22 protein-coding genes are annotated in these 26,328 nt (G+C 62.0%); 14 read left to right on the top strand and 8 right to left on the bottom strand.

Annotated elements, in window-relative coordinates; translation table 11 throughout:
• From KF691_01335 to KF691_01280, 12 genes are all read left to right on the top strand, one after another.
• Window positions 1-210: a hypothetical protein gene (locus KF691_01335; protein ID MBX3388077.1), complete on the top strand. Its 210-nt coding sequence runs from the start codon at window positions 1-3 to the stop codon at window positions 208-210.
• Between the two features lie 274 nt (window positions 211-484).
• On the top strand, window positions 485-1,990 hold the full coding sequence (locus KF691_01330; protein MBX3388076.1) for a phage portal protein: 1,506 nt from the start codon (window positions 485-487) through the stop codon (window positions 1,988-1,990).
• A 154-nt stretch (window positions 1,991-2,144) separates the two neighbouring features.
• Window positions 2,145-2,663, top strand: coding sequence for a hypothetical protein (locus KF691_01325; GenBank protein MBX3388075.1), 519 nt, complete (start codon window positions 2,145-2,147; stop codon window positions 2,661-2,663).
• A 148-nt stretch (window positions 2,664-2,811) separates the two neighbouring features.
• Window positions 2,812-3,975, top strand: coding sequence for a DUF5309 family protein (locus KF691_01320; protein MBX3388074.1), 1,164 nt, complete (start codon window positions 2,812-2,814; stop codon window positions 3,973-3,975).
• Between the two features lie 332 nt (window positions 3,976-4,307).
• Complete coding sequence (locus tag KF691_01315) at window positions 4,308-4,955, top strand: hypothetical protein (protein MBX3388073.1); 648 nt, start codon at window positions 4,308-4,310, stop codon at window positions 4,953-4,955.
• 127 nt (window positions 4,956-5,082) lie between these two features.
• On the top strand, window positions 5,083-5,484 hold the full coding sequence (locus KF691_01310) for a hypothetical protein (GenBank protein ID MBX3388072.1): 402 nt from the start codon (window positions 5,083-5,085) through the stop codon (window positions 5,482-5,484).
• 185 nt (window positions 5,485-5,669) lie between these two features.
• Window positions 5,670-6,050, top strand: coding sequence for a hypothetical protein (locus KF691_01305; protein MBX3388071.1), 381 nt, complete (start codon window positions 5,670-5,672; stop codon window positions 6,048-6,050).
• Window positions 6,051-6,158: 108 nt separating this feature from the next.
• Window positions 6,159-6,425 carry a hypothetical protein gene (locus tag KF691_01300; protein MBX3388070.1) on the top strand — a complete coding sequence of 89 codons (267 nt, stop codon included), beginning with the start codon at window positions 6,159-6,161 and terminating at the stop codon, window positions 6,423-6,425.
• Window positions 6,426-6,697: 272 nt separating this feature from the next.
• Window positions 6,698-7,450, top strand: a complete 753-nt coding sequence (locus tag KF691_01295; protein MBX3388069.1) for a hypothetical protein — start codon at window positions 6,698-6,700, stop codon at window positions 7,448-7,450.
• A gap of 150 nt (window positions 7,451-7,600) precedes the next feature.
• Entirely contained in the window at window positions 7,601-8,224 is a 624-nt protein-coding gene (locus KF691_01290; protein MBX3388068.1) for a hypothetical protein, read from the top strand.
• Between the two features lie 232 nt (window positions 8,225-8,456).
• Complete coding sequence (locus tag KF691_01285; protein ID MBX3388067.1) at window positions 8,457-10,604, top strand: hypothetical protein; 2,148 nt, start codon at window positions 8,457-8,459, stop codon at window positions 10,602-10,604.
• 176 nt (window positions 10,605-10,780) lie between these two features.
• Window positions 10,781-11,908: an amidohydrolase family protein gene (locus KF691_01280; GenBank protein MBX3388066.1), complete on the top strand. Its 1,128-nt coding sequence runs from the start codon at window positions 10,781-10,783 to the stop codon at window positions 11,906-11,908.
• A gap of 259 nt (window positions 11,909-12,167) precedes the next feature.
• On the opposite strand, the gene KF691_01275 is transcribed toward KF691_01280, so the two are convergent.
• Together KF691_01275 and KF691_01270 are read right to left on the bottom strand one after the other, a co-directional pair.
• Entirely contained in the window at window positions 12,168-13,010 is an 843-nt protein-coding gene (locus KF691_01275) for a hypothetical protein (GenBank protein ID MBX3388065.1), read from the bottom strand.
• A 156-nt stretch (window positions 13,011-13,166) separates the two neighbouring features.
• Window positions 13,167-15,596 (bottom strand): matrixin family metalloprotease, encoded by a 2,430-nt coding sequence (locus tag KF691_01270; GenBank protein MBX3388064.1) that lies wholly within the window; start codon window positions 15,594-15,596, stop codon window positions 13,167-13,169.
• Window positions 15,597-16,001: 405 nt separating this feature from the next.
• Here KF691_01270 and KF691_01265 point away from each other — a divergent pair, with 405 nt between their 5' ends.
• Window positions 16,002-17,345: an HlyC/CorC family transporter gene (locus KF691_01265; protein MBX3388063.1), complete on the top strand. Its 1,344-nt coding sequence runs from the start codon at window positions 16,002-16,004 to the stop codon at window positions 17,343-17,345.
• 24 nt (window positions 17,346-17,369) lie between these two features.
• On the opposite strand, the gene KF691_01260 is transcribed toward KF691_01265, so the two are convergent.
• A complete protein-coding gene (locus tag KF691_01260) occupies window positions 17,370-19,424 on the bottom strand; it encodes a hybrid sensor histidine kinase/response regulator (GenBank protein MBX3388062.1) in 2,055 nt (684 codons plus the stop codon).
• Between the two features lie 20 nt (window positions 19,425-19,444).
• Window positions 19,445-19,894, bottom strand: a complete 450-nt coding sequence (locus tag KF691_01255; protein ID MBX3388061.1) for a hypothetical protein — start codon at window positions 19,892-19,894, stop codon at window positions 19,445-19,447.
• Window positions 19,895-20,185: 291 nt separating this feature from the next.
• On the opposite strand from KF691_01255, the gene KF691_01250 reads away from it, so the two are divergent.
• Complete coding sequence (locus tag KF691_01250) at window positions 20,186-20,476, top strand: hypothetical protein (protein MBX3388060.1); 291 nt, start codon at window positions 20,186-20,188, stop codon at window positions 20,474-20,476.
• Here KF691_01250 and KF691_01245 read toward each other — a convergent pair.
• The 4 genes from KF691_01245 to KF691_01230 all read right to left on the bottom strand — a co-directional run bounded on the left by KF691_01245 (window position 20,439) and on the right by KF691_01230 (window position 26,316).
• Complete coding sequence (locus KF691_01245; GenBank protein MBX3388059.1) at window positions 20,439-21,320, bottom strand: hypothetical protein; 882 nt, start codon at window positions 21,318-21,320, stop codon at window positions 20,439-20,441. The two genes, KF691_01250 and KF691_01245, sit on opposite strands and share 38 nt — an antisense overlap.
• A gap of 25 nt (window positions 21,321-21,345) precedes the next feature.
• Window positions 21,346-21,546 carry a hypothetical protein gene (locus KF691_01240; protein MBX3388058.1) on the bottom strand — a complete coding sequence of 67 codons (201 nt, stop codon included), beginning with the start codon at window positions 21,544-21,546 and terminating at the stop codon, window positions 21,346-21,348.
• Between the two features lie 992 nt (window positions 21,547-22,538).
• Window positions 22,539-25,472, bottom strand: coding sequence for a hypothetical protein (locus tag KF691_01235; GenBank protein MBX3388057.1), 2,934 nt, complete (start codon window positions 25,470-25,472; stop codon window positions 22,539-22,541).
• Between the two features lie 127 nt (window positions 25,473-25,599).
• Window positions 25,600-26,316 (bottom strand): GIY-YIG nuclease family protein, encoded by a 717-nt coding sequence (locus KF691_01230; protein MBX3388056.1) that lies wholly within the window; start codon window positions 26,314-26,316, stop codon window positions 25,600-25,602.
• Between the last annotated feature and the right edge of the window lie 12 nt (window positions 26,317-26,328).

Below are 26,328 nucleotides of genomic sequence, written 5' to 3'. Positions count from 1 at the left end.
ATGCGCACGCTTCGAAACTCGGCCCGTTTCTTTTCTTCCTTCCTCGCGATCGCATTTGTCGCGACATTGCTTGTCGCCTGCGCCAGCAGCAACAACAACGATTCGCAATGGAACACCGACGACGGTGGCTACGGCGGCACCGGCAGATTCAATCCGGTCGGCTCCAGCGACTCCGGCGATCAGTGGAATAACGCCGGCTCGAACTACTAATCGCAAAGCGCCGAACACAGTTCGCGGTTCAACACCAGGACCAGTGGCGTAGTTGCAGGTTCTTGGTACCAGGCGCGCTCGCTCCAACTCCCCCACGTGGGATTTTCTGAAAATCGCTCCAGCCGATTGCGCGGCAAGGGCTTAGCCCCCGCGCGCACACCCGCGCACCGACGGACTCTTTGGGCCATTCGCGCACATGCGTCCCTTTGTGGAGGCTCGCTTTTTCGAGCACCCGCGATCAGCCGCCCGCACGGCGGCAGGACGGATCCCCGACATGGCGCACCGGCTCCAGGCATTTTCCGACGTCGGCCTCAACGAGGCATCACTCGCTCTTCTTCTCAAAGAGCACGAGACGCGCACACTCCCGCGTCTCGACAAACTCTGGACGTATTACAGGAATGCACTGGAGCCGGTCGCCCGCGCGGGGTCCGTCACCGGGGCCAACGCCCGCTGGTACGCTCAACCCCAGCAAATCGGCCTCCCTTCTCGCCTCACAAACCCGGCTTCGACGAACACCGACGACCGCCTCCGTTCTCCCCGCGAACTCGTCATCGAGAACGACATCGCCTGGCGCGTCCACGCCATGGTTGATTTCCTTTTCGCAAAGCCCATCCGCTTCATCAGCACGGCGCGCTCGCAGGCAACCCGCAGCGCCGTCGAATCCGCGCTCGACGCGATCTGGGAATCCAGCGGCGGCATCTCACTCTTCACCGATTTCGCGCTCCTCGCCCACGTCTTCGGTCACGTCGATCTGCTCGTCCGCGTCACCGAAACCGCCGCAGATTTTCGCCGACGCGCAAGAGCCCTCGGCGTAACCCCGCCCGAGGCGCTCCGAATCGCGCCCCCCGTCCGCATCGAAACCATTGACCCGCGCCGCGGCATCCCCGTCTCCGATACCTCCGACTTCCGACGTCTCTCCGCCTATGTCATCCGCTTCGAGCGCGAAGAGCACGAAGCCGCACAGCCCGGCCTCTTCCGCTCGCTTCTCTCTTCCGATTCAGCGCGGCGAAAGCGCACAACGCACACCGAGATTCTCTCTTCCGATTTTCAACACACCTACGAGAACGATCGCCTCGTCTCCGCCGACGAAACACCCTGGACAAACGGCCGCATCCCGGTCGTCCACATCCAGAACGTCAGCCAGCCGTTCCACTACAGCGGCATCGGCGAAGTCGAGCCGCTCATCCCGCTCCAGGATGAACTCAATACCCGCCTCACCGATCGCGCGTACCGCCTCTCGATGCAGAGTTTCAAGATGTACCTCTGCCGCGGGCTCGGCTCGCCCGATTCGCTCGCGATCGGCCCCGGCGTCATGATCTCGACCGACGACACGCAGGCCTCCATCCAGACATTCGGCGGCGACGCCGAAGCGCCATCCGAAGATGCTCACTTCGAAGCGCTCCGCAACGCGCTCGACAAGCTCAGCGGCGTTCCCCCTCTCGCGACCGGCGTCGTCCAGGGCAAAGTCGGCAATCTCTCGAGCGCGATGGCGCTCCGCGTCACGCTTATGGGCCTGCTCAGCCGCACCGCGCGTAAACAAGTGACCTACGGAAGGGGACTCGCCGAAGCATCGCGCCTGATTCTGGCCGCGCTCGATCACCTCGACATCCTCAAGACCGACGAAGTGGATCGCTCGATCCGCATCGACTGGCCCGATCCGCTCCCCGCCGACGACCTGCAGCAAGTCCAAACCGCCGAAGCCAAACTCCGCATCGGCGTGGACAAGCAGCGCCTCCTCAACGAACTCGGATACACGCCGCGGGATGACGGGGCGGTGTGAGAAATGGCCAAAGCGCCAAGTGGCCAAATGCCAAAGACATGCCGCCGCGACTTCTTTCCCGTTTCCGGATTTGAGCTTTGAGCTTTGTTGCTTTGAGCTTTCTTCTTTGGCCCTTTGGCGCTTTGGCCATTTGGCCCTTTCAAAGGAACTTCCCATGCCCGAAACCGCTCCCCCACCCGAAGAAGACGGCGGCACACCGCCAACTTCACCCACATCAACGGCAACCCATCCGCCAACCTCCGAAGAAGCCGATTGGCGCGCCCGTGCGCTCGAGGCCGAAACCCGGCTCGCCCAGCTCGAATTCGAATCCCAATCGCTCCGCGAAGCGCTCGCACGCGAACAACAAGCACGAGCAATCGACCGCGCCCTCACGAGCGCCGGCGCGATCGACACCGAAGTCGCCTCGCTCATGCTCGCCTCGATGCTCGAAAAGCCCGACGCGAAAGCCGACGCGCCCGACATCCAATTGCTTATCGAAACGCTGCGCGCCAGCAAGCCCTTTCTCTTCGAATCCGCGCTCTCGACCCGCCCGAGCGTCCCCTCCGCGATGAGTCCAGCGATCAGCACCTCTCCGGCCGACTCGCTCTCCGATCTCGCCGAGCAGGCCCGCTCCCGCGGCGATCGCCGCTCTCTTCTCACCTACCTCCGCGCCCGCGCGGGGCTCGCTCTCTAACGCCCCTCCACTGACGGGAGGGGTTGGGGGAAGGGCCTCGCATTCCTCTTCTTCGCTCCCGCTCCTCTCTCCGCGCAACTCCACATTCTCCGCAACTCCGCGTTCTCTCTCTTACCTCTGTGTCTCTCTCTTCCTCAGGAACGTCTCGATGTCTTACTCCGGAAAAACCACCTTCGCCGCCGGGTCCAACCTCCCCGAAATCATGGAAGACGTCTCCGACATCGTCGGCATCGTCTCTCCGTACGAAACTCCGCTGCTCGACTACCTGGGCGATGCCAAGCGCCCCGCTCTCAGCACGATCCACGAGTGGATCGAAGATTCGCTCCTCCCCAACACCGACACGCTCAACCAGACGACCTTCACTCCCGACGCCCAGAACGCGACCAGCCTCACCGTCCAGAACGGCTCGCGCTTCCAGATCGGCGATCTCGTCCGCCCCGATGCCAGTGCCGAAGTGATGCAGGTGACCGCCGTCGCCGGCAACGTGCTCACCGTCGTCCGCGGCTACGGCACGACCGCAAAGGCAACTCTCACCAACGGCAAACGCTTCTTCATCCTGGGCAACGCCGCGCTCGAAGGCGCCGACGCGACCACCGCCCGCTTCACGCTTCGCGCACGAAAAGCCAACTACACCCAGATCTTCACTTCGACCGTCGAAGTCTCCGGTTCGATGCGTGCGGCACGCCAGCACGGCATCGACGATGAACTCGAATACCAGAAACAGGAGCGCCTGCGCGAATTGCTCCGCGATCTCGAGAACTGCGTGATCAACGGCGTCGCGCCCGCGAGCAACCCGCAAGGGTCGAGCACGATTCGGCGCTCGATGAACGGAATGATCCGCCTCATCTCGACGAATCAATACGCGCCGAACACCGGGCAGATGCCCGCCGGTGGCGGCAGCGGCACCGATCTCAACGAGCCCGTTCTCAACGCCGCGCTCCGCTTCATCTGGGAGCAGAGTCAAGGCAAGATCGACACCATCGTCTGCTCCGGCGCGCTCAAGCGCCGCATCAACGGCTTCGCGACCGGCAGCCGCGCGTACACGCCCGAAGACATGTCGTTCCGCGACATGATCAGCACCTACGAGAGCGACTTCGGCGTCTGCCGCGTCATTCTCAGCCGCTGGGTCCCGAGCGATTCGATCCTTCTGCTTGATTCCTCGCGCATCAGCGTCATGCCGCTCCAGGGCCGCTCGTTCGCGTTCAAACCGCTCGCGCAGACCGGCGACGCCACCGCGGGACAGGTCGTCGGCGAATACACGCTCGAATTCAAGAACGAAAACGCGCACGGCATCATCCGCGGCCTGACGTGAAGAAGAAGGGTCCGAGTGGCGGAGTGGCAAAGGGACAAAGGGATTCCAAACCACTCGCCCTCACACCTCCTCACCTCTTCACCTGTTCTCCTCTTCTCCTGTTCCCCTCTCCATTCCTTCCTCTCGACACCTTGACACCTCGACACCTCCCCCCGCGACATACCTCGACGTGCGGCAAACCAGAGCACGTGCTGACGGGTCGCGGCTCCTCCCTCGCGCCGGACGTTCCCCGCCCGGCGCGGGCTTCTCCGGCGCTCATCACCTCTTCTCTCCGTCCCTTCGCCCCTTTGCCCCTTTGCCCTCTGCCCCTCTGCCCCTTCTGGACCCTCCCCATGCTCCTCACCGACGCCGATCTCCTCCGCCTCGAACCCAACCTCTTCTCCGAAATCCGCTGGGTTTCGCAGCAGCTCATCAAGGCTTCCGGCACCGTCAGCGGCACAACCCTCACGATCTCGAGCTTTGATGTGAACTTCGACGGCGCACAGCTCGCGCCCGGCATGGTCGTCCTCATCAACGAAATCCCGCACGAAGTGGTCGCGAAACTCTCCGCAACAACCGCCCAGATCTCGCGCGTCCGCGCAGCAGCAAGCGACACCGTGCTCGTGCCCGCGCCGATCACCGGCGCAACGGTCATCCTCCACACCTTCCGCCCGCAGATCGTGATCGTCACCGACCGGGTCTTCCGATCACTCGGCCTCGATCCTGCGCAGCCCGCAACCGACTCCCAAGGGAATCCATCTCCGATCGTCACCAATCCCGAAGCCCTCGCCCGTTACGCGGCACTCGCCACGCTCGCATCGATCTTCTCCTCCGCTTCCGAAATCCAATCGCCCGACGGCCCTCTCGCCCGCCGCGCCAAGCGCTACGAACAACTCGTGTCGCTCGAACGCTCTTCACTCGTCGCGGAAATCGATGCCGACGGCGACTTCCTCCCCGACGCGACCCGCCGCGCGAGCATCGTGCCGCTCATCCGAACTTGAACGCCCATCTTTCCGCCTCCAGTCTCTTTCTGATGCCCGATGCCCGATGCCTGATGCCCAGTGCCAAGTGCCAAATGCCTAGTGCCCAGTGCCCAGTGCCCAGTGCCCAGTGCCTCTTGCTTTCCCCATGCTCTTCCTCAACCCCTCCCAACTCTCGCTTCTCTCGATCGATCTCCCCGACATCGATTCGGTTTCGATCGATCGTCTCGCGCATCGCGAAATCGTCGAATGGTCCGACTCCGGCCCGTTCGCCATCTTCGCCGACATCCCCGAAGTCAAAGTCGAGATCACGATCACGCAGCGACTCGAGCGCGAGTTCACACTCGCAGGCCCAAAGCCCGGCGAGCAAGGGACGCTCGAATTCATCATCTCCCCCAATGCTTCGCACGCGCACCGGCAGAAAGTCTCCGCGCAGGTCGTTGTCCGCAGTATCCGCAACGATCTCGCGGCGAAGCCAGAACGCATCATCTCCCTCGCCGCGCTCTCGCCCAACGGCGCAACCGATCCGATTACGTTCAGCGATGCGTGATGAGGAAATGACAAGATGAGCAGCGAAGCAGGTGATCCATCGCACACATTCACCTCCCCACCTCTTCATCTCGCCATCTCCTCACCCTCCGCACAACTCCGCAACCTCCGCAACTCCGCGTTCTCTCCGGTTCCGCATTCCGCGTTCTCACATCCGACATTCGCCATCCCACATCCGCCATTCCCATGTCTTCCTTCAAATCTCTCAATCTCTTCGGCTCCGGTCCTCACCGCTTCGCGCTCGAGTATCAGGGCCAGCTCGTCGTTCCCAAGCTCCGCCTCGGCATCCAACTCAGCGGCAGCGGCTGGCTCGGGCTCGAAGAACTCACCATCCGCATCACCGGCCGCCTGATCGCATCCAGTCAGTCCGCGCTCTGGACGCTCCGCGACGCCATCACGGCGCAGTTGATCGAGCCGCCGACACCCGGCACGCTCATCGACAACGCCGGGCGCACGTTCACGCAGATGAGCTTCATCACCTTCGAAGAAGCCGATCGCACCGACCGCGGCCGCGCGTTCTCGCTCGCCTACACCGCGCGCTTCCGAAGATTCAACGACACGCCATGAAGGCGGCATCGGGCATGTGGCATCGGGCATCAGTAAAGATAATCAATGCCCTTCCCGATGCCTTTCCCTAGTGCCCAGTGCCTAGTGCCGAGTGCCGAGTGCCTGCTCATGAACGACACCCTCACCCCCATCCTCTCTCAATTCGGTCTCGCCGGTTTCGTCGCGTGGATGTGGCTCTCCGAGCGCCGTGCCAGTGCAACCCGCGAAAAGCAGATCGCTGAAACACACGATCGCCTCATGCAGGAACGCCGCACGCTCGACGCCGTCCTCGGCGCACTCGACCGCTCCACCGCCGCGATGACCGCCGTCCAGGAAGCGCAGCGCTCGCTCGCCGGCGCCATCGATCGGCTCGCTCTTCCGAAACCCCCTCCCTGAGGGAGGGGGAAAGGGGGTGGGCGCGCAACGTTTCCAAACTATTACAGGCCGACGGACCCGCGCTTCCGACGCCCCTTCCCTGAGGGAAGGGGTTGGGGGAAGGGAGGACTCCTTCTTCTCCGTGCTCCGCGCACCTTGTAGCCCATGACAAGGGCGGATGATCGTTGCCAAATGCGCAGCATCTGGCAATCGCCTCTTCAGCTCACTCGCCCGTGAAACGGGCGCGCGTCGCGCTGGCGTGATTCATCGTTCCGATACGCTGCCCTTGCCCAATGCCATTCTCCACCACCTGCATCTCCTGCGGCTACTCGATCGCCGGCCTGCCTCCCACTTCACTCTGCCCCGAGTGCGGTTTGTCGATCGAAGATTCCATCGGCAGGCACGGTGCGCTCGCGCGCACGATCTCGCGTCGCCGCGCCGTTCCAGCCCTGTTGGCATCTATTGCACTGATGGATGCGATTGCCATTGCCGTCCTATTGGTTGGTGTGGCGATTGAATCTCGAATCTTGGAATCTGTTTTCACGATCGTATTGATAGGGCTCATTATCTCCGTCGAAGCGCTCTGGAGCTTTGTTCCCCTGGGTTTCCATGAAGCCAAATCAAAGAGCACAGCACTTCTGGTTTCCACCACGAGTTCCGTCGCGACCATTGCTGGTCTCCTGGCGCTGTTCTCTTTTCTTGCCGGGGCGTTTCTCGTCACGCTAGCTTCCGGTCTTATCGTCCTCTTAGCCTCCTGCGTCGGCGCGAGTGCCAAGACTCTGTTCTTGAGCGCTGTCGGTGACCTGTTCACCAATCCAGAACGCCGGAGCCTCAAGATCCTGAACGAGATTGCCTTCGGCGCATATTTCATCGCGATTGTTTGCGCTTTGCTCGCGCTGGTGTCACCAATGTTCATTCTCGCCAGTGCCCAGCGACTCGTATTCGCGGCGCTTGCCTTCGCCATCGCGCTTTCGTTCAGTATTGCTGCGTTGCGAAATTTGTGCTTCGCCCGCGCGATCTTCCTCGCAACCCGGTACACAGCCTGACTCTGCAATACTTTCCGGAACCGCCCCGTTTCTTTGAATCACTTCGCGCCCCTCCTCCCTTTGGTCGCATGCCGCACTTGCGTTCAACGCCTCTCTCTTCACATCCGAAATCCGACATCCCCCATCCGCCATCCCTTAAACTTCCCTCCCATGACCCGCTTCCTACTTCTCCTTCCGCTCACGCTTCTTCTCGCCGCCTGCAACTCCACGGGCTCGGCCTTTAGCTTCCACGGCAACACCGCCACGGCCGCCAACTGGCCCTTCCTCCCGACTTCGATGCGCATCTACCCGCTCACGCACATCGAGCGCGGCAGCGCACCGCCCGCGCCGCCCGCCAACCCCTCCGGCCCTTCGCCCGCCGACAACATCCCGCCCCAGGACGTCACCCCAAAGCCCGCCGAGGTCCGCATCATCGCGCACCTCGAGTTCCGCGATTCCTGGGGCGACGGCACCAAGGCGATCGGCCCGCTCGTCATCTTTCTGTATGGGCCGAGCGCGGGAAACAACGCCCGCAACTCCGACGACCCCGATGCTTTTTCGAACGCGACGCAGCAGCGCCGCTACGACATCGACCTTTCCGATCTGCGCCGCAACGCCGAGCTCTTCGACCCCGCGACGCGCACCTATCGCATCCCGCTTTCCGGCCTTCCGCAATGGATCGTCAACTCGCAGCCCGACACCGATCTGCACATCACGCTCCGCGCCGAGATCAAGGTGCCGCGGTCGGACGGCTCTGGCGTGATGCTCGTCGACGAATACGTCGTGACGAAGTGATTGGCTTTTCAAAGCCCATTCCCTGAGGGAAGGGGTTGGGGGAAGGGAGGGATTCGTTGCTTCGCCAAATCTCGACAAGTTCCGCCCGCGCCCACGCCTGTCAAATTCAGTGGTCCGAAAACACGCACTTTCCGCTCATGAATCTTCGAGCAAATAACTCCGCCGCACCGCATGAATCATGTCTTCCGCGGTATGCTGGCCTCACAAAACCATGAATCCGGGTGGGCACTTGATGACACGTTCGATCCCTTTCTTCGCGCTCGCTTCGTTACTCTGCGCCGCGGCATTCGCGCAGCCCTGCGAGCCCGCCCGCGCGTCCGATCTTCCCGGCACTTCGCCGGGCTCGACGATTTCCTTGACCGCGCTTTGGGACCCCGACTGGACCGGACCTCTCCAAGATCGACTCGTCGTCGCGGGCGATTTCGCTCTCTCGAATAACGCCTCCCCCGGCCACATCGCCGCATGGGACGGCACGCAATGGCAAACGTTTGGCAACGGACTCACCGCCGCTCCGGCGGCGATCGGTTCGATCTTCGGTCGCTTGATCGTCGCGGGACAAAGCGTCCAACCGGTCGGGGGCTCGTCGCTCGGTAGAATGGCTCAGTGGAACGGATCAACCTGGCAATCGCTCCCCGGCGGCCAAGTCAACGGCACGGTGAGCACAATGGCCACGCTCGGAAACTGGCTCTACGTCGGCGGTGGTTTCTCGGCCGCCGGTACTGCAAGCGTGGCGAACGTCGCACGCTGGAACGGAACGAGCTGGCTGGGACTCGGTAACGGACTCAATGGTTCGGTGACTTCACTCGTCGTCTGGAACTCCGAGATCATCGCGGGCGGCTACTTTCTGAAATCGGGCACGAGTCCCGTTCCGTACGTTGCGCGCTGGGACGGGCAAGCGTGGCAACCTTTCGGCGCCGGCCCCGGCGCGCCTGTCGATGCGCTCACGGTTTATCAGGGCAAGCTCGTCGCGCTCACCACAGCCGCAATTCGCGTCTGGGATGGTTCTCAGTGGACCACGCTCGAACTCCCGCAGACCGGATTCTGGGGAAGCTTCTCCTACATCAGCGCTATCGCCGACAAACTGTACATTGGCGGCCAACTTTTTGTCACAAGCAAAGACATGGCCAACAGCATTCTCTGTTGGAACGGTTCGAACTGGTCCAACATGAACGGCGGGCTCGTGGTCGGACTCTCGCCGGCAACCGTTCAATCCATGGCCAATTTCCGTGGCCAACTGATTGCTGGCGGCATCATCTCACACGCCGGATTCGCGCCGGCAAACGGGCTCGCTCGTTGGACCGGTTCGGACTGGCAATCCATCGGCTCGGGATGGTCCAAGTACGGATCCCAATTCTTGTGCGCGACAGAAAAAACGCTGTATGCCGCGGACATAGCTGGCAATTCCGCAGAGTGGACCGATCAAACATGGCGTGCTCTCCCCATGCTCGCTCCCAACGCGTATTCCAAGAAGATCTATTCACTGCAAGGGACGCTCGTTGCCTCGGTCGACGGAGACGGGATCTATCGACTCACGGAAACGGGTTGGATTCGCTTGGGCGCTGCCGGCTTCCCCGGAACTCCTCCGCTCATTGAGTACCACGGCGACATCATCGCGCCGGGCGCTATTCGCTGGGACGGCGCCGCATGGCAGCCCATGGGTTCCGCGCTTGGCGGCATCAGCGATTTCGTTGTCTTCCGAGATCAGCTCTACGCGCTCGGCACGTTCACTCACTATGGAAATGTTCCGATGCAGGGCTTCGCCCGCTGGAACGGATCCGATTGGGAGGCCGTTGATACCGGCGGCACCCCGAATCCCGCTCTGCCCGTTGTTTACCGCAACGAGCTCGTCACGCTCGGAAATGACTCGTATCGCGCATGGAGCGGCGAAACTTGGCGCACCGTCGGTGCGCCTTTCACCGGAACCATCAATGCGGCAAAGGTCTACAACGGCCGGTTGTTCGCCGGCGGCCGGAATCTCGGCGCGACCGGCGTGGCGCTCGCGGAGTGGACCGGTTCTGATTGGCGTCCGCTGCCGCAGAATCCGAACCCGACTTCAGGCTGGTGGGTCAATTCGCTCGAAGTGTTCCGCGGCCAACTCTTCGTCGGGGGCGTCTTCGATCGTGCCGGTACCGAAAGCGCCTTCGGCTTCTTCGCTCTCTCCGCCTGCTCCCTCTGCCCCGCCGATCTCAACAACGATGCGATCGTCGACGATTCCGATTTCTGCGACTTCGCGCGCGACTACGACCTCATGGACTGCACCGAAGCGGCAATGACCGCCGGATGCCCCGCCGATTTCAATCACGACGACTTCGTCGATGATGCCGACTTCACGTCCTTCGTCATCGAATACGCCGCGTTCCTCTGCCCCGAGGCGGGCTGACTCCCGATTACGGCGCCACGCACACTCCCATGTTCGCGAATCTCCCCGCCTCTCGCGGCATCCAAGCCGCGACCGGACATCGCGCTCCCCCTTGGTTGTACGATCGGTCGCCTTCTCTCTTCTCCGATCTCAGATCTCAGATTTCAGATTTCAGATTTCCCCTCTCTTCTTCCCCCATGCCCACCCCCACCACGTCCCCGCACAACCTCCATGCGCTCGACTACGTCGCCCTTGCCGCGGCACTCCCCCACGCGCGCGCCTTCAACGGCCGCATCATCGACGTCCATTCCCACATCCACGGCAAGGAAGCGACCAGGATCTACGAAACCGCCGCGCGTCTCTTCGGCGTCCGGCTCACCTACTCCCAGACGCGACTCACCGAAGTTCCAACAGTCCGCGAAGTCCTGAAAGATTCCGTCCGTTTCGTCGCCATCCCCAACTTCTCACTCCCCGATAAGGCGCACGCCTTCGGCCCCGGCTACCTCGACAGCATCCGCGCCTTCCGCGAAGAGCACGGCGCAAAAATGATCAAGCTCTGGAACGCGCCGCGCACCCGCGAATGGTTCACCGGCCCCGATCGCGACGATTACATCGAGCTCGATGGAAAGTGGCGCGTCGCCGCGGCAGAGCTCGCCGTGTCGCTGGGCATGATGATCAAAACTCACACCGCCGACCCGGACACCTGGTTCAAAGCCAAGTACACCGATCGCGCCAAATACGGCGTCAAGAAAGAACACTACCGCGGGCTCGAAGTCATGCTCAAGCGCTTCCCCGTTCCGTGGATCGCGGCACACATGGGCGGCAACCCCGAAGATCTCAACTTCCTCTCCGGCCTGCTCGAACGCCATCCGAATCTGTACCTCGACACCAGCGCGACCAAATGGGTCGTACGCGAGCTCGGCAAGCATCCGCGCGAAGAACTCCTCGCCTTCTTCGAGAAGTGGCAGGACCGCATCTTCTTCGGCTCCGACATCGTGACGATGGACGATCAACTCACAAAGAAAACGCCCGATCAGCAGCGCATGAGCCCGATGAGCGATCTCTCCGACTCGCCCGAAACCGCGTTCGAGCTTTACGCCAGCCGCTACTTCGCGCTCCGCACCATGTTCGAAACCGTCGGCGATCGCGAGAGCCCCATCGCCGACCCCGATCTCAAAATGGTCGAGCCCGACAAACACACCGATCTCTCGAGCCCCACGCTCCGCGGCATCGGCCTCTCCGAACCCGTGCTCCGCAAGATCTACTACGAGAACGTCCAGCGCGTCGTCATCGGCTGGGAAAACGGAACATGGAAGCCCGCCTGACGCGGCACGACAGCTTGACACCTCGACACCTTTCCCCAATGCCCAATGCCGAATGCCTCATGCCGAATGCCCAATGCCGAATGCCGAATGCCCAATGCCTAGCAGGCTGTTGAAATTCTGATTGTGCCTACTGCGCCGACGCATTGCAGACAACTTTCTGGCCCTCAGACCCGGGTCGCGAGGGTAGATGGCGGTTCGAAATTGCGACTGGTTGGAGTTTTTCAACAGCCTGCTAGTGCCTAGTGCCTCTTCTTTCCCCTCACGGACACACCAGCTCGTTGTACGCCGCCACGAAGATCACAAAATCGGTGTCATCCACCAGCGAGTCTCCGTTGAAATCCGCCGGGCATCGCGCCGGCATCGACGGATCCAGACAATCGAGGATGTTGTACGCCGCCAGAAAAATCACAAAGTCGTCGTCATCCACAAACCCGTCGCCGTTCAGGTCGCACGGGCACGGAGCCACGCCCAGCAACCCGACCGTGAACCCGTGCCACGTTTCCGGGTTGGGAATCGTCCAGTTGATGCTGCTCACCGTCCCGATGAACCGGATCGTGCCGTGCCCCTCGACGCCGGTGAGGCGCTTGCCCCCGATGTTGTTCAGCGTCCCCGGTCCTCCCCAATACCCCGGCCCGTACGACAGAATCGTGAACGGCACATCAAAGTCGTACGTCACCACGATGCTCGGCTGACCGAGGCTCACGATCGCCATGACCGGATTCTCGACCGGCGGCGTGAATGTCAGCGTGTGCGTGCCCGAGCCCACCCCGCCCTGCAGAGCGATGATGTCGGCGCGAGGCGGCGCGTTCGAAACCGTCGCGCTCAGGTACGGCGCATCCGGTGCGTAGTAGTAGATTCCCGCGCTGTTGACCTGCGAAAAGAAAATCTCGCCGCTGTACGTCACCGACACCGAGCCCGAGCTCGTCGCGATCGTTCCCTGCGCCGTGCCCGAAACCGATGGCCCCGTCGACGATGTCCACGCCGCCCAGTCCACCGGTGCCCCATGCACCGACTCACTCGCCGCGCCGATCACGAGCACCACCACCCCGCACGCCAGCACGTTCAGTCCACCGACAATACTCCGCACCGTTCGCGCACTCATATCCGCTCCCTTCCGCCCCACTTCCACCCCCCACCCCCACCTCTTCACCTGTTCCCCTCTTCTGCTCTTTCTCTCAACACATCGACACCTCGACAGCCTTCTTCCCTCTGCCCCTCTGCCCTTCGGCATCTTCCGCGAATGCCGAATGCCTTCCCCTCACGGACAAACAAGCTCGTTGTACGCGCTCACAAACAACACAAAGTCCGAGTCATCCACAAACCCGTCCCCGTTCAAATCACTCGGACACCCCGCCGGCATCGCCGGGTCCGCGCAATCGAGCGTGTTGTACGCCGCGGCGAACACCACAAAGTCAAAGTCTTCCACCAGCCCGTCGAGATTCAAGTCGCCCACGCACCACGCCACCGGCTGACAGAAGAATCCGCGCACCGCGAAATCATCCAGCGCCGCCTCGACCACCGAACCCGAACCGATGTCCGACGCGTTGAACCGCACCTTCACGTTCGCGCTCGGCGCGATGCCAATGCTCGAGAGCTTGAAACTCTTGAACCGCCAACCCGGATTGGTATCGGGGTCGGTCACGCTGCCCGGGCCCACGGTCTCGGCCGTCGTCCACGTGCTCCCGCCGTTGTTCGATGCCTGGATGATGAAAGTATCCGCGTACGGCGCCGCGCCCGCGCCCGTCGAGTACCACCGCCAGTATGAAACCTCGGCGTCCTGCATTCCGGAAAGATTCATCGTCGGACTCGTCAGGAGCGTCTGCCCGCCGTCGATGTCGAACGCGCCCGCCGAATTGCCGAGCGCGCCCTGCCCCGTCACGAAACACTTGCCGCCCGGACCCGTGTGATCCGCGCCCGGCTGCGCCGCCGAACCGATCGGAACCACGTTCTCCCAGATGCCGGTCGTCGCCGTGTTCGGCCCGACCACCCAGCCCGTGTCGCTCGTGAAGTCGGTCGTGTACGTGTTGAACACCTCGCCCGACCGCGGCACATACGTCCCGCTGCACGGCAGCCTCACCAGGCTCCCGCTCGTCGAACGCACCTCGACATAGAACGGCACCGTCGCGCCGCAGGGAATATCCGCGAGCGCCGCGACATACGCGCCGCCGCCGTGGTCATAGATCGGCGCTTCCACAAAATTCACGCCTCCGTCGAGGCTGTAGAAGAAGCGGCTCTGCGAAAGATCGAACGCCTCGGTCCCGTCGTTGATCTTGAGCTCCACCGGCACCAGCACGCCCGCCGGGATCGCGACATCCGAATCCCCCGTCAATCCGGCCAGCACCGTGTTCGGCGCCGTCGTGATGTCGAGGTGATAGAACTGCGCCGTGCTCACCGAGCCCGCCGGCTTGATCTGAATGTAATAGGTCCCCGCGCCCGGAAGCACCACATCGTTCAGAGTTTCCCGCGCTCCCGCGCCGGTCGCATTCGCGCTCGCGATCAGTGATGTTCCGTCCGTTCCGACGACATTGATCGCCAGGTCGATCTTCGTCAGGCTGTCCGTCGGGCTCCCCGAGCAGCACGAGCCGCTCTGCCCCGAGCACGCCTGCGCCGAATCGTCGTACAAAAGGCCCAGAGGCGTCGCCGTCACCGAGATCCGCGCCGCGCCCGTCACCGTCACCGCGTAAAAGTCGTCGTCGTTCACATCCGAAAGCGAAAGCGTCGAACCGATCGGCACTTCCGTGATCGCACCCGCCACCGGCCCCGCCGGCGCCGGCAGATCGCCGAGGCTCAGGCTCCCGCAATCAAGAACGCCCAGGTACGTCGCCTCCGCCGCGAAATCGTTCGGCTCGTTCACGTCGCCGTACGAGTACTGCGCGCTGCGGATGTCGTCGTGCCGCGGCCCGTCGAAATTCGTCGCGACAAAAGGCTCCATCAGCTTCGCCGTCTCGATCGGACACACATGCGGCTGCCCCATCCCGTGCCCGTGCTCGTGCATCATCACGTCGCGCAAGCGCACCGAATTGCCCGTCGTCGTCTGAAAGAAATTGTCGCCCGTGTCGATCACCATGTCCCCGCCGACAGCGTTGGTGACGTCGGGATAAAAGTTGTACGCCAGAACGCCCGAGTTCCCGTCGATTGTGTGCCCGCTGATCCGCACGTCGCCGCGCACGCCCACGACGCCGAAGTTCGTGCTGGGGTTCCCGCCCGGTTCCTGCAGGGGCGCGCCGTCGTCGTTCGGCTCGTACACATAGTTGAGCCCGCTCACCTGCGACCAGCGATCGAACACCGACTGGATGATCGGAAGCCACACCGCCTGGTTGCCGTAGATCCCGTTCAGGTACGCCCGCAGATTCGAAGGCGCATCCGGTTCTCCATTGAATCCCTCGACAAACGTGCCGTCCGGCACGATCGACCACGTGAGCGTCACCGGCTTGCCGAGCGGGCTGCCACCCGGCATCAGTGCCGTCGATTGCCACCGAGGCCCGTTGCGGAACCGATCATCGAACGGGTTCAGACGCGCCTCCGCCATGCGAAACGCCTCCATCACCTCGTTCGACGTTCCCGGAGCAAAGCACGCGCTCATCGCCGCCGCATTCGGCTTCGCAAGCGCTGTCTCGATCCGCTTCTCCACCATCGCGCGATGCTGTTCATCGATCTTCGCCAGCATCCCCGCCAGCCCTGGAATCATCTCTTTCGCCCCTTCCCTGAGTGGGTGGGGGGAAGAGGTTGAGGGAAGGGAGTGCTCTGTCAGTGATCCGCAAGAAGCAACGAGTCCCGGGCAATTCCCCTCGCTCTTCGCGCACGCCAAACTCTCTGGGCGCGCTCTGCCCGCCGAGCTCATCATCGCTCCCGCAGCGCTCACCACCGCCAAAACCGCGAGAGTCGAAAAACGGGCCCATCCGGTGCGGGTCGTGTGCATGAACATCCCTTTCTTCTATATGTATCCCAGAACCGCGCCCCCGGAACGGACGCGAGGCGATCACCTCACCCGCAGATTAAAGGAAGTGTGGGGCTCGACGCAAGAAATAACATCCCCGCACGGTCACAAACACCGAACACCGGCGCCCTCCACGCTCCTCGCTACGCTCTCCCCGTGATCGAAGTCGTCCTCATCGCCGTCCTGCTGTTTGTCAACGCCATTTTCGTCGCCGCCGAAATCGGAATCGTCGCCTCGAGGCGCCTCCGCCTCGAGCACGCCGCCGAACGGGGCGAAGCCGGCGCCCGCCACGCGCTCCGCATGGTGCAGCACCCGACCAGGTACATCTCCACCATCCAGATCGGAATCACCGTCCTCACCCTCAGCCTCGGCGCACTCGGCGAGGCCTCGCTCGCCGATCGTTTCGAACAATGGATCGCGCTGCAGATCCCCGCGCTGAAAGAGCACGCGCATCTCGTTTCGATCGTCACGGTCGTCATCGGCCTCACGCTCGTCTCGCTCTTGTTCAGCGAAATCCTCCCCAAGCGCCTCGCGATGGTCAACCCCGAGCGCATCGCGCGCTGGTCCGGCGCGCCCATCGCCTGGCTCGCCACGCTCGCCTCGCCGCTGGTCTGGATTCTCACGAGCGCAACCGACTCCGTCCTCAAACTCCTTGGAATCAAAACCGTTGGCGACGACGCCGTCAACGAAGAAGAAGTCCGAGGCCTCATCGAAAAAGGAACCGAGGCCGGCGTCTTCGCCGCCAGCGAAGGCGAGATCGTCGATCGCGTCTTCGATCTCGCCGATCGCAAGGTCAAGAGCCTCATGGTCCCGCGCAGCGAGATCGTCTACATCGAATCCGACGACGATGTCAACCGCGTCCGCCTCATCGTCGCCACCAGCCCCCACTCGCACTTCCCCGTCTGCAAAGGCGGCATCGATCACCTCGTCGGCATCGTCCACGTCAAAGACCTCGTCAAGTTCGGCCTCGTCAGCGGCCTCTCCGACTCCAGCGAGAAGATCGACCTCGAAGGCCTCGCCCGCGCGCCCCTCTTCGTCCCTGAAAACACGCTCGCGCTCAAGCTCCTCGACCGTTTCCGCGAAACCCGCGAACACCTCGCCGTCGTCGTGGACGAATTCGGCGGCACCGAGGGACTCGTCACGCTCAACGATCTCGTCAGCGCCATCGTCGGCGACGTCGTCCGCCCCGAAGGAGATCACCCCGAGATCGTCAAGCGCGAAGACGGAAGCTACCTCGTCGATGCGCGACTCTCCGTCTCCGATCTCTGCCGCGAACTCGAGATCGACGAGTTCGATCGCGCCGAACTCGGCGAGGCCGGCGCCGACGTCAACACCGTCGCCGGTGTCGTGCTCGCGCTCCTCGGCCACCTTCCAAAGACCGGCGAAACCGTCGAGGGCTTCGGCCTGAAATTCGAAGTGGTCGACATGGATCTCCAGCGCATCGACAAGGTGATGGTCAGCCGCGTCGAGACCGCGCCGCCCCCCGAGCCGCAATCCTGAATTCCTCGCCGATCTCTCGCGCGCTCATTCCGCTTTCGCGCCGCGGATCGCCGCGAACAACTCCTGCGTGTGAACCGGCTTCGAGACGTGCGTGTCGAACCCCGCCTGCAGCGCGCGCGCCCGATCGCCCGCGCTCGCGAACGAGGTCAGCGCGACCGAGTAGACACCGATGCCGCGCTGACGCAGATGCCACACCAGGTCGTACCCGTCTTTCCCCGGCATCCCGATGTCGCTCAGCAGCACATCGGGTTCAGCGCACTCGACCTTCTCGAGCGCCTCATCCACCGAACGCGCCAGCGTCACCGTCGCGCCGCACCCGCTCAACATCCGGTTCAACAGATCGCGCACGTCGTCGTCGTCATCGACGACAAGCACGCGCGTGCCGATCAGATTCGGTGTTTCGCCCGGCCCCGTCACCCCCTGCGCGCCGCTCAACGCCGAATCCACCGTCAAAAGCGTGATGGTGAATGTCGCGCCTTTTCCCGCGCCTTCGCTCTGCGCCGTCACCCTTCCCCCGTGCAACTCCACCAGCTGGCGCACGATCGCGAGCCCGAGACCCAGGCCCCCGTACTTCTTCGTCGTCGCCGCGTCCTGCTGACGGAACCGCTCGAACACGTGGGGCAGAAACTCCGGCTCGATCCCCACGCCCGTGTCCGCCACGGCGATCTGCACCGCGGACCCGATCCGCGTGCACTCGATCTTCACCGCCCCGCCCGAGGGCGTGAACTTGAGCGCGTTCACGAGGAGGTTGAACAGCACCTGCTGCAGGCGCGTGGAATCGCCGCGGATCGGGGGCAAACCCGTTCCGAAAAAGACCTGGATCGAAAGACCTTTCGCTTCCGCGCCCGGCTTGACGACATCCACCGCGCTGCGCACGACTTCGCGCAGATCGACGTTCTGGATGTTCAACCTCACCTTGCCGGCCGCGATCCGGCTCACGTCGAGCAGGTCGTCGATCATCTGCGCCTGCAATTTCGCGTTGCGTTCGATCACTTCCAGCCCGTGCGCCAGCTCGACATCCTTCCCCTGGTTCATTTTTTTCCGCACGATGCCCGACCACCCGAGGATCGCGGTCATCGGGTTCCGCAGTTCGTGCGAGAGCGTCGCGAGAAACTCGTCTTTGAAACGGCCCATCGTGGTCGCTTCGTCGAGCGCCGCACGCAGCTCCTCGCGGCTTTTGCGCAGCTTGCTCTCCGCGGCGCTCACCCCGTTCGCGGTCCACCAGATCAGCAGCAGAAAGAGCCCGATCTCGACCAGCGTGCGGATCGCGGTGCCGAAGGCCGTGTCGTACAGATGCGCGTCCTGCCCCTGCAGGCGCAGCCATCCGATCATGATCGCCGCGAACACCGCGGCGGGCAGAACCCGGCGCGCGAGCACGCCCCCGCCATCGCGCCGGCTCATCAGGTTCGCGAGCCCCAACTCGGGAACAAGCGTCACGACCGCGATGCCGATCGCGAAGATCGCCGTCGCCGCCTGGCGCGCGATGCCCGTCAGCTTCGGCAGCGCGAACAACTGATCGACCCCATAGAAGTATCCGATCAGCGAAAGGCTCGCGATCGCGGCGCACAAAACCCCGAGCGCGCTCGCGATCCGGCGCGACCACTTGCCGCCGAGCGCGAGGAGAACGATCGACGAACCCAGCGCCGCGAACGAAACCGACGCAGGCGGACCCATGCGCATCAGTGATCTCGCGGCCTTCTGCCCCCACTCGCGCCTGACCAGAAACGTATCGATCCCCAGGTCGATCATCGTCGCGTGCTCGAAGAGCGTTGCGAGCCCGAGCGCGCACGCCAGCGCGCCGAGAATCGCCGCGCCGACCCGCTGCTTCTGGCTCACCTCGCGCGGGCAGAGCAAGAGGAGCCCGATGCCGCACGCGATCGCGCACGTCGCCGTCACCGGGAACATCGAGATGCCGTCTTCGAGCCAGTCGGTCAGCCGAGGTTGATTCACGAACCAGCCGATGAGCGTGATCGCGCCGCACAGGACCGCGTACAGGCCCGCCGCGAACACGACAATCTGACCCCGGCTCGGCGTACCGTCGCTCGCACCTTCATCATGTTCACTCTGTTCCGTGGCCATGATCCCCGCCCGGCTGAACTCTACCGATCGACCTGCTCAATGTGAAGTTTACCAGTCGGCACGTTCCCGTCCTGCGTCACGCGCACGACATTCAAACCCGGCTTCAGGTCGTAGCGCACCGGCCAGCCCGGATTCCCCTGCGCATCCGCTTCAAGATAGATCGTCCAATCCGAGGGAACGCCGTAGCGTACAACCTGCCCGCGGCTGTTCGGCGCGATCCGCTGCATCGCCAAAGAATTGGGTTGCCCGCTCCCGCTCGCGTGCACGATCGCCACGCCGATCGGCTGGGCCGTGTCGTTGCGCACATCTGCTTGATATCCGACCGTGCACGCGCCGAGCGCGAGCACCCCGGCGCATGCCGCGGCAGCGCGAACCCCCACGCGAGCCCCCACGCGAACCCCCACACAAACCCGCACTCGATAACGCGTTGCGAAGCGAGCGCCGACACGAGCAAACACAGAAGCAGCCATGGCAATCCTCCGGTATGCCGCCCCCTGACACGGACGGACGCAAAATGATAGGAAACACTAACACGCGGCGCCGGACGCGCACGCTCGCCGCACAACCCCAACCGAATTCTTCAATTGCCGCGCGAGCGATCGGAGCGCGCCGACACCGCCTCGCGCCCGCGTTTCTCTGCGGCGCACCGCCCGAAGCCATTCCACAAATCTGTGGAAACTACCCGCCACTTTCCACAACTCTGTGGCGGTGCTTTGCAGTAGCGTGATGTGTGCGCGCCCATGACGTTCGGAGTCCGCACGATGTCTTCCCCATCCACGCCGCAGCCCAACCGATTCCCCGATCTCAACACCGCACTTCCCAGCCCCGACTTTGTCGCGCTCATCACGTTCGAGTTCGCGTGGCGGTATCGCGTCTGCGCCGTGTCGATGAGCGACACCGAAGACCTGCTTGTGACGACCGCGGATACGCCGCTCAGTATCATCGCACGCATCGCCGACCGCCTTCCAAAGTTCTGTCACCAAACCGAAGCGAGCGAAGAAGAAGTGCTCGATCTCATCGGTCGTGCGTACGAGCGCCCGCGCTCGACTTAGGCGTGCCCGCTGTGCCCTTGCCCGTTGCAAGTGCCCCGCACTCCGGACACGGCGTCTCCGCGTTCAACCCCGTGCGCGAATAGCCGCAGGTGATGCACTTGCCGCGCCGCCCGCGCGCGATGATCGTTTCGAGTCCCCACGCGCCGAGCGCGAGCGATGCGGGCGCGATCGCCGCGAGCAGGAGCGGCACGATCACGATCTCATAACCGCTCGTCCTTTGACGCTTGAACCACGTGTGCACGCGCTCCCGCGCCGGATTCACATGGAACCCGGGCTCCAACCTAGTCGGCGATCTTTCCCAGCAGACCACAACCGCGCCCGAGGACACTTCGAGCACCAATTCCTTCTTCGCGCTCCACGCCAGGCTCATGTTGAGCGAAAGCCACCACAAGAGCCCGAGCCCGATCGTGAGTGCCGCGGCAGATCTCCACAGCCACCGGCAAATCCGCATCGGCAAGTAAAACACCGGCGGCGGGACCGTGATCCAGCGCACGGTTGCGACGAACACGACGAGCGCGACCGGAAACAACCACAGCGGCGCCCACACGATTCGCCGCATCTCGAGCGGCGGCAAAGGAGCGGTCGCTGGAGCACCGGGCAAATCGAAATCATCCGAGATTGTCTTGTTACCCGGAAAGAGACTCGCCGGCGGCTCCACACGCACGCTCATCCATATCTCGCCGCGCCCGATCCCCAGTTCCGTCGTGCTCCCCATCCACTTCAAAGGCAACCAGTAACTGAGCAGCCAGAGCGCAACCAGCACGCACACGCCCGCCCACAGAACCTTTGTGCGGCGCCGCATGTGCATCTGTACGCCCACCCCATGAAGCAGATTCGCGATCATCGCCGGCTCTCCCACCTCGCCCGCCTCACCTCGGCCCTTCCCAACAACCAATCACCAGGAGCACCGCCGCCACGCCGCACACAAACACATCGACCATTCCGGCCACGGTCAGACTCATCCCTCGCCGCAGCCCGCCGGCCCCCGCGAGGAGTGCCGCGAGCAGCGCGAAAACCATCGAAACCGGCCACATCCCCGGCTGCAGCATCAGCGAGCACGCAATCGACATGAAAAGACATATCGCCGCCACTCACCTGCGCGAATGTTCGATCGTCCGATTCACGCTTGCCCTTTGCGCATTCAGGACATCTCGTATCGAAAGCATCCCCGCGCGGATACCCACATTGCGAGCACTGTCCCACGCAAACTCGGCGTCTCGCAACCAACTCAAGACGCCAGGCAATCGCTGTAAGAGATACGAAGGGGAGCGCGAGCAACCACATGGGGGTACGGCCAATATTGGACCGTAATACTGCTCAGAAATCGAAGTCCCATCAGCGACCGCAACAAAGTAAAGCGACTCGAAATCTGCCGCCTGATGAAGCAAGATTCTCGATTTTTCTGCGGGTCCCGCGGTCTGGCGTCCGCCACCAGGCATTGCCGGCGGAACGAGAAGCTCATTATGCGACTGTGCACAGCAAAAACACCTCGCCTGCTGAATATCCAGGATCAAGACCTTTCGAACATCATGCTCGTTCGGATGCTTGTTTCACCTGGCCGCATTCGGGGCAGGCAACTTCAGGCTCTAGCCCCGACCGGTCATAACCGCATCGCGCACATTTCCCGGTAAGCATCAATTGCCTCGCTCGCGCGTCAAGCCACCACGCAATGCCGGCAACTCCCGACACTGGCACGATGAACATCCAGATTGGAATCCATATATACCACTTCGTGATAGGCACACGCATCAAATTCACAGGCTCGTGAATCCAATCGATCCACCACGCAAACTGTGGCCTAACTATTTCGATATGTTTTCCTAATTTCTCGTCCCGAAATAACGTGTCCGTATTCATCGATAAAACAAGTCGCCCCGCACTGAGCCCAACCATGTAGCCGTCGTTGCTGCGCCACCAAGCATGACACCACACGCTGCCGACCCAACACACCAACAAAACGGCCGCCAGGACGAGCCCTGCCCATTTTGCGATTTTTTTTAGAACGGAGCTGGGTTTCACGGCAAAGCTCGCTCGAGCGCACACGATCGTTCAGGCGGACGCATCACTCACACAAAAGTCGATCGTATGCTTGAACAAACAGAATGAAATCGCTGTCGTCGACGACTCCATCCTGATTCAGATCGGCTGCGGGATCGCCGGGTGGAATAACGAGTTCGTTGTACGACTGTGCGAACAACGAAAAATCGGCATCGTCCACGGAATCTCCACCGTCGAGATCCCCGAGGCAACCGACAACGTTCAGTTGCTGGGGAGCACTACTCGCAAACACCTGATTTGAATTGAAATCCGCTGAAACGACGTCCGCGCCTCGAGCAACGGCTCGAGCAACTCCCGAGACCTGTACGCCACCATTAACCGGCACTACTCCGAGCGACACGGAAAGGGCTCGATCGTTGCTCGCGAAACGCAGTCGGCCGCTGCTGCGCAAAATCATTCGGGCATTTTGGATCACCGCGACACTGTTGTTGGTGCAACTAGCCTCGAAATGCACGAGGTCGTTAAAGCGAACTGTTCCTGCGGGAGATACGTGCAGTAAAACTTGTGGATCGATTAGCTGAATCGTAACGGTTTCAATGGCTCGCTTTTCAAAATCCGCTCCCATTGCGCTCAGCGTAACGCGGAATTGTGTGTCGATATCGACCCACGGCGCGAGGGTGCTCCATGGAACAGTTATCGTTATGTCGCGAGATTCACCTGCAGCAAGCACATAAGGCACTTGTGGCGGGCTGGAAATACTGCTGCGCCAGTATCCCGACAGACCGACTTGTTCTACCGTGTAGCCCAATTCGACGGTATCGGAAGTTTCGGCAGTGTTCGCCAAATGCGAAGTAAAAACGAGCGGGGCTCCTCGCGACAGAGTTCCCGCAATTGTAAAAGTGGCAACGCCATCTGCTGTAAGCGGCGCGGGTGGAGCTCCTGGTAACTTGTACAGCGCCGTTAAAGAAAGAGGTTCACCACCAACAATCGGCGCAGTCCAAATCTTCTTACCTATGCTTGCTGCTGACGGGCTATATCGAGTCTTTTGCCCATCTTTCCAGTCCTCCACCCAGAGCTGCGGCGCCACGAGTGATACAAAATAATTTGTATTGAACTGTGATGCCAATAGCTTGCTCTTGATGCTTGCGACAGCCGCAGGACCAATCTGCATTTGGGGATGCGCCGGAGGAAGTGCCGAGCTATCAAGTGCCTGCCACGCACTCGCCAGCTGCAAGTCGGTCCTCTTCATCCAAGCTTCAGTCCAAACGTGAAAATCCCAAATTTTATCAGTAGCCGCATTATCGATTGCCCAGCCGCTGGGTCCCCATCTTCTCGTCACCGTCATGTTCCCATCAAACGGTGCAACAGAGTCCTGTCCGGCAAGTGAACCGGAAACTGCTCGGGATGGAATTCCCACAGAGCGCAATGCCGACACAAATGTTCCGGCATAAATCCAGCATTGCGCATATTTCACGGATACCCCGTTCTCCCGATAGGCAGCGAAAATTGGCAAACTGGATCGCCATTCGAACGGCGACGTTCCGTTCGGATAACTGTTGTTTGTCGGCCAGCGACCAACGAGCAGGCCGCCATCATCCTCGGCATTGATCTGTGCCGAGAGCTCGCGAGAAACCGTCGTTGCGCTTTCGCGTTCCGATGACGTAAGCGTTTCCAGAAAACCAAGGGTTACATCAAGCACGGGTTCTGTAAACTGATCGAGATCCCAGCACATCTTCTTGTCGTCGAGAATTGCACCATTCGTGTCTTTGTTCATCTGATAAGTCAATTGAATCGTTTCGTTGAGCATGTACTTCCCCAAGTCCGACGTCGTCGAGTAGTACACCTCATCCTCTTCCCCCCACGGATTAAACAAAACCACCACCTTCTTCGGAAACTCCACTTCATCCAGAATCTCCGGCCGTCCGTTCGGCCTGAACTGCGCATTGAACGTGTACTCGCCGATCGCCGCATCCTTCGGGATCAACACCTCCACCAGCAGCTTCTTCGGGTCGCGCCCCTCAACATGCACCACGCGGCAGCCCCAAGCATCCGGCGGCACGACCGACCCCTCAAACAGCGGAATATCGATCTCCACCGGATCGCCGTCAAATGTGTGTGTCGCCGTGAAGTGAATCAGCGAGCACTGCTCGTCCAACTCGTTCTCCCCCGTCACCTCGACCCGAAACGCCGCGGCACGCCGCACAATCATCCGATCCGGGTTCTCCACCAGTTTGTACCGATCGGTGTGGAGAGCAAGAGAGTTCTCTTTCTCTCGCAAATTGAGAGGCTGGGAAGCCTCGAAACGAAGGCGGGGACCAATCTCCAGTGCCATAACGTCTCCCACCGGAGCCTCGGTAAGAACTGGAACCGGATAGAAGAAGTCGAAATCTTGGATGGAATAGTCGTTGATGCAAGTTTCCACCGATGTATACCACGCGCAGACCGACGAGATGAGTTGAAAACCCCTCAGCGGGGCAAAATCGTCGTCCGGACTCAGTTCCCATGCAAAATCCGGCGACTGCCACCACCCCAGCGTAATGTGCGTTGAAAGCGGAAGCCGAATCGCAAATGACTTTAGAGAACGCGGATCGATCGCGGATACTGGAAAGACAAATGCGTGGCTGCCGGCGAGCATCCAGTATCGGGTATGGCTGTTGCATCCCAACAAGCCATCTTCTGAATTGACCGTCTGCGCGAAACCAGCGCCATATCCGGGGAGTCGGTAATCGGGGTCGTCGGTACAGACAAGATCGCACGTTCCACAGTATCCTCGGCTAAAAACCCCGGTAGATGTGGCAATCACCCAAGGACCATTGACGTTCGTCTCAACGAGTCCGCAAGCAAACGGCGCACCTTCATGCGCCAGAAGGGCGGATGCCGCGACCGCCATGTTGGGGACGAGGACACCGTGTTCTATCGTAAGGCCTTGAGGCAAGTCCCCCGCCATCGCAAGCGATGCGATTGAGCCAAATACGATTGTCAAGCTGCTCTTCAACATCTTCGTGATTTCCCTTCCCGCCCCACCAACTTGCACGAGTATACGAAGCTCTTGCCATCGTGTTTCATTCTTGCATCAGCCGGAACGCATTCATCGGAATTCAGAACTCGGCCAACGGCATCCCCCCCTACATCACCACCCTCTCCCTCATCACCTTCACATCCTCATCATTCAAACTGAACCACTCCCCCTTCACCCATTTCGATTCGAACCTCTTGTGCCAGTACGCCTCGATCCCCACCGAGTCATCCGTCTTGATCCGGTGCAGAATCACCAGGTCGTGCGGCGTCATCGTCTCCACCTCCTTGTGCCGGTGCTCCACATTCACCGCCCTCCCGATCTTGTAGATCCCGCCCGATTCCATCAGATAAACCCACCCCGGCACCAGCGGCTCCTCGCCGCGCCGCGTCTGCCGCGTCCGCTTCTTCCCGCAATACCCGCGGATCAACTGCGATTCTTCCCGCCCCTTCCAATACTCAACCAGGCTCGCGTTCAGCCCCCGCCGCCCGCCGAACCGCGCACGAAGCGTGTTCCAGTTCGAAACCTTCTTCCCCTGCTTCCCCGCCAGCCGCAAATCCGGCGACGTCGGTACGCGGCACAACTCCAGCGCCAACTTCCCATACTCCTCCAACATTTCCGCGTCCGATTTCCGCCGCGCATCCGGCTTGAACCCCGCCTCGATCAGCGCATCCCCCCACGACCGCCACAACACCCCTTTCCACTTCGCAATCCCGATCTTCGTCGTCTTCGTAAATTCCTCGCGCGACGGTGCCCTCCCCCCGTTTCCCGCGGCACAGTCCCTGATCCGTCCCAAAATCTCTTCGCGTAATTCATCGAGTTTCATAGTTCTGTTCCC

The organism is Phycisphaeraceae bacterium (assembly GCA_019636555.1).
Taxonomy (GTDB): domain Bacteria; phylum Planctomycetota; class Phycisphaerae; order Phycisphaerales; family UBA1924; genus JAFEBO01.
The sequence above is the reverse complement of the archived record's forward strand: the minus strand, read 5'-3'. Positions and strand labels throughout refer to the sequence as shown.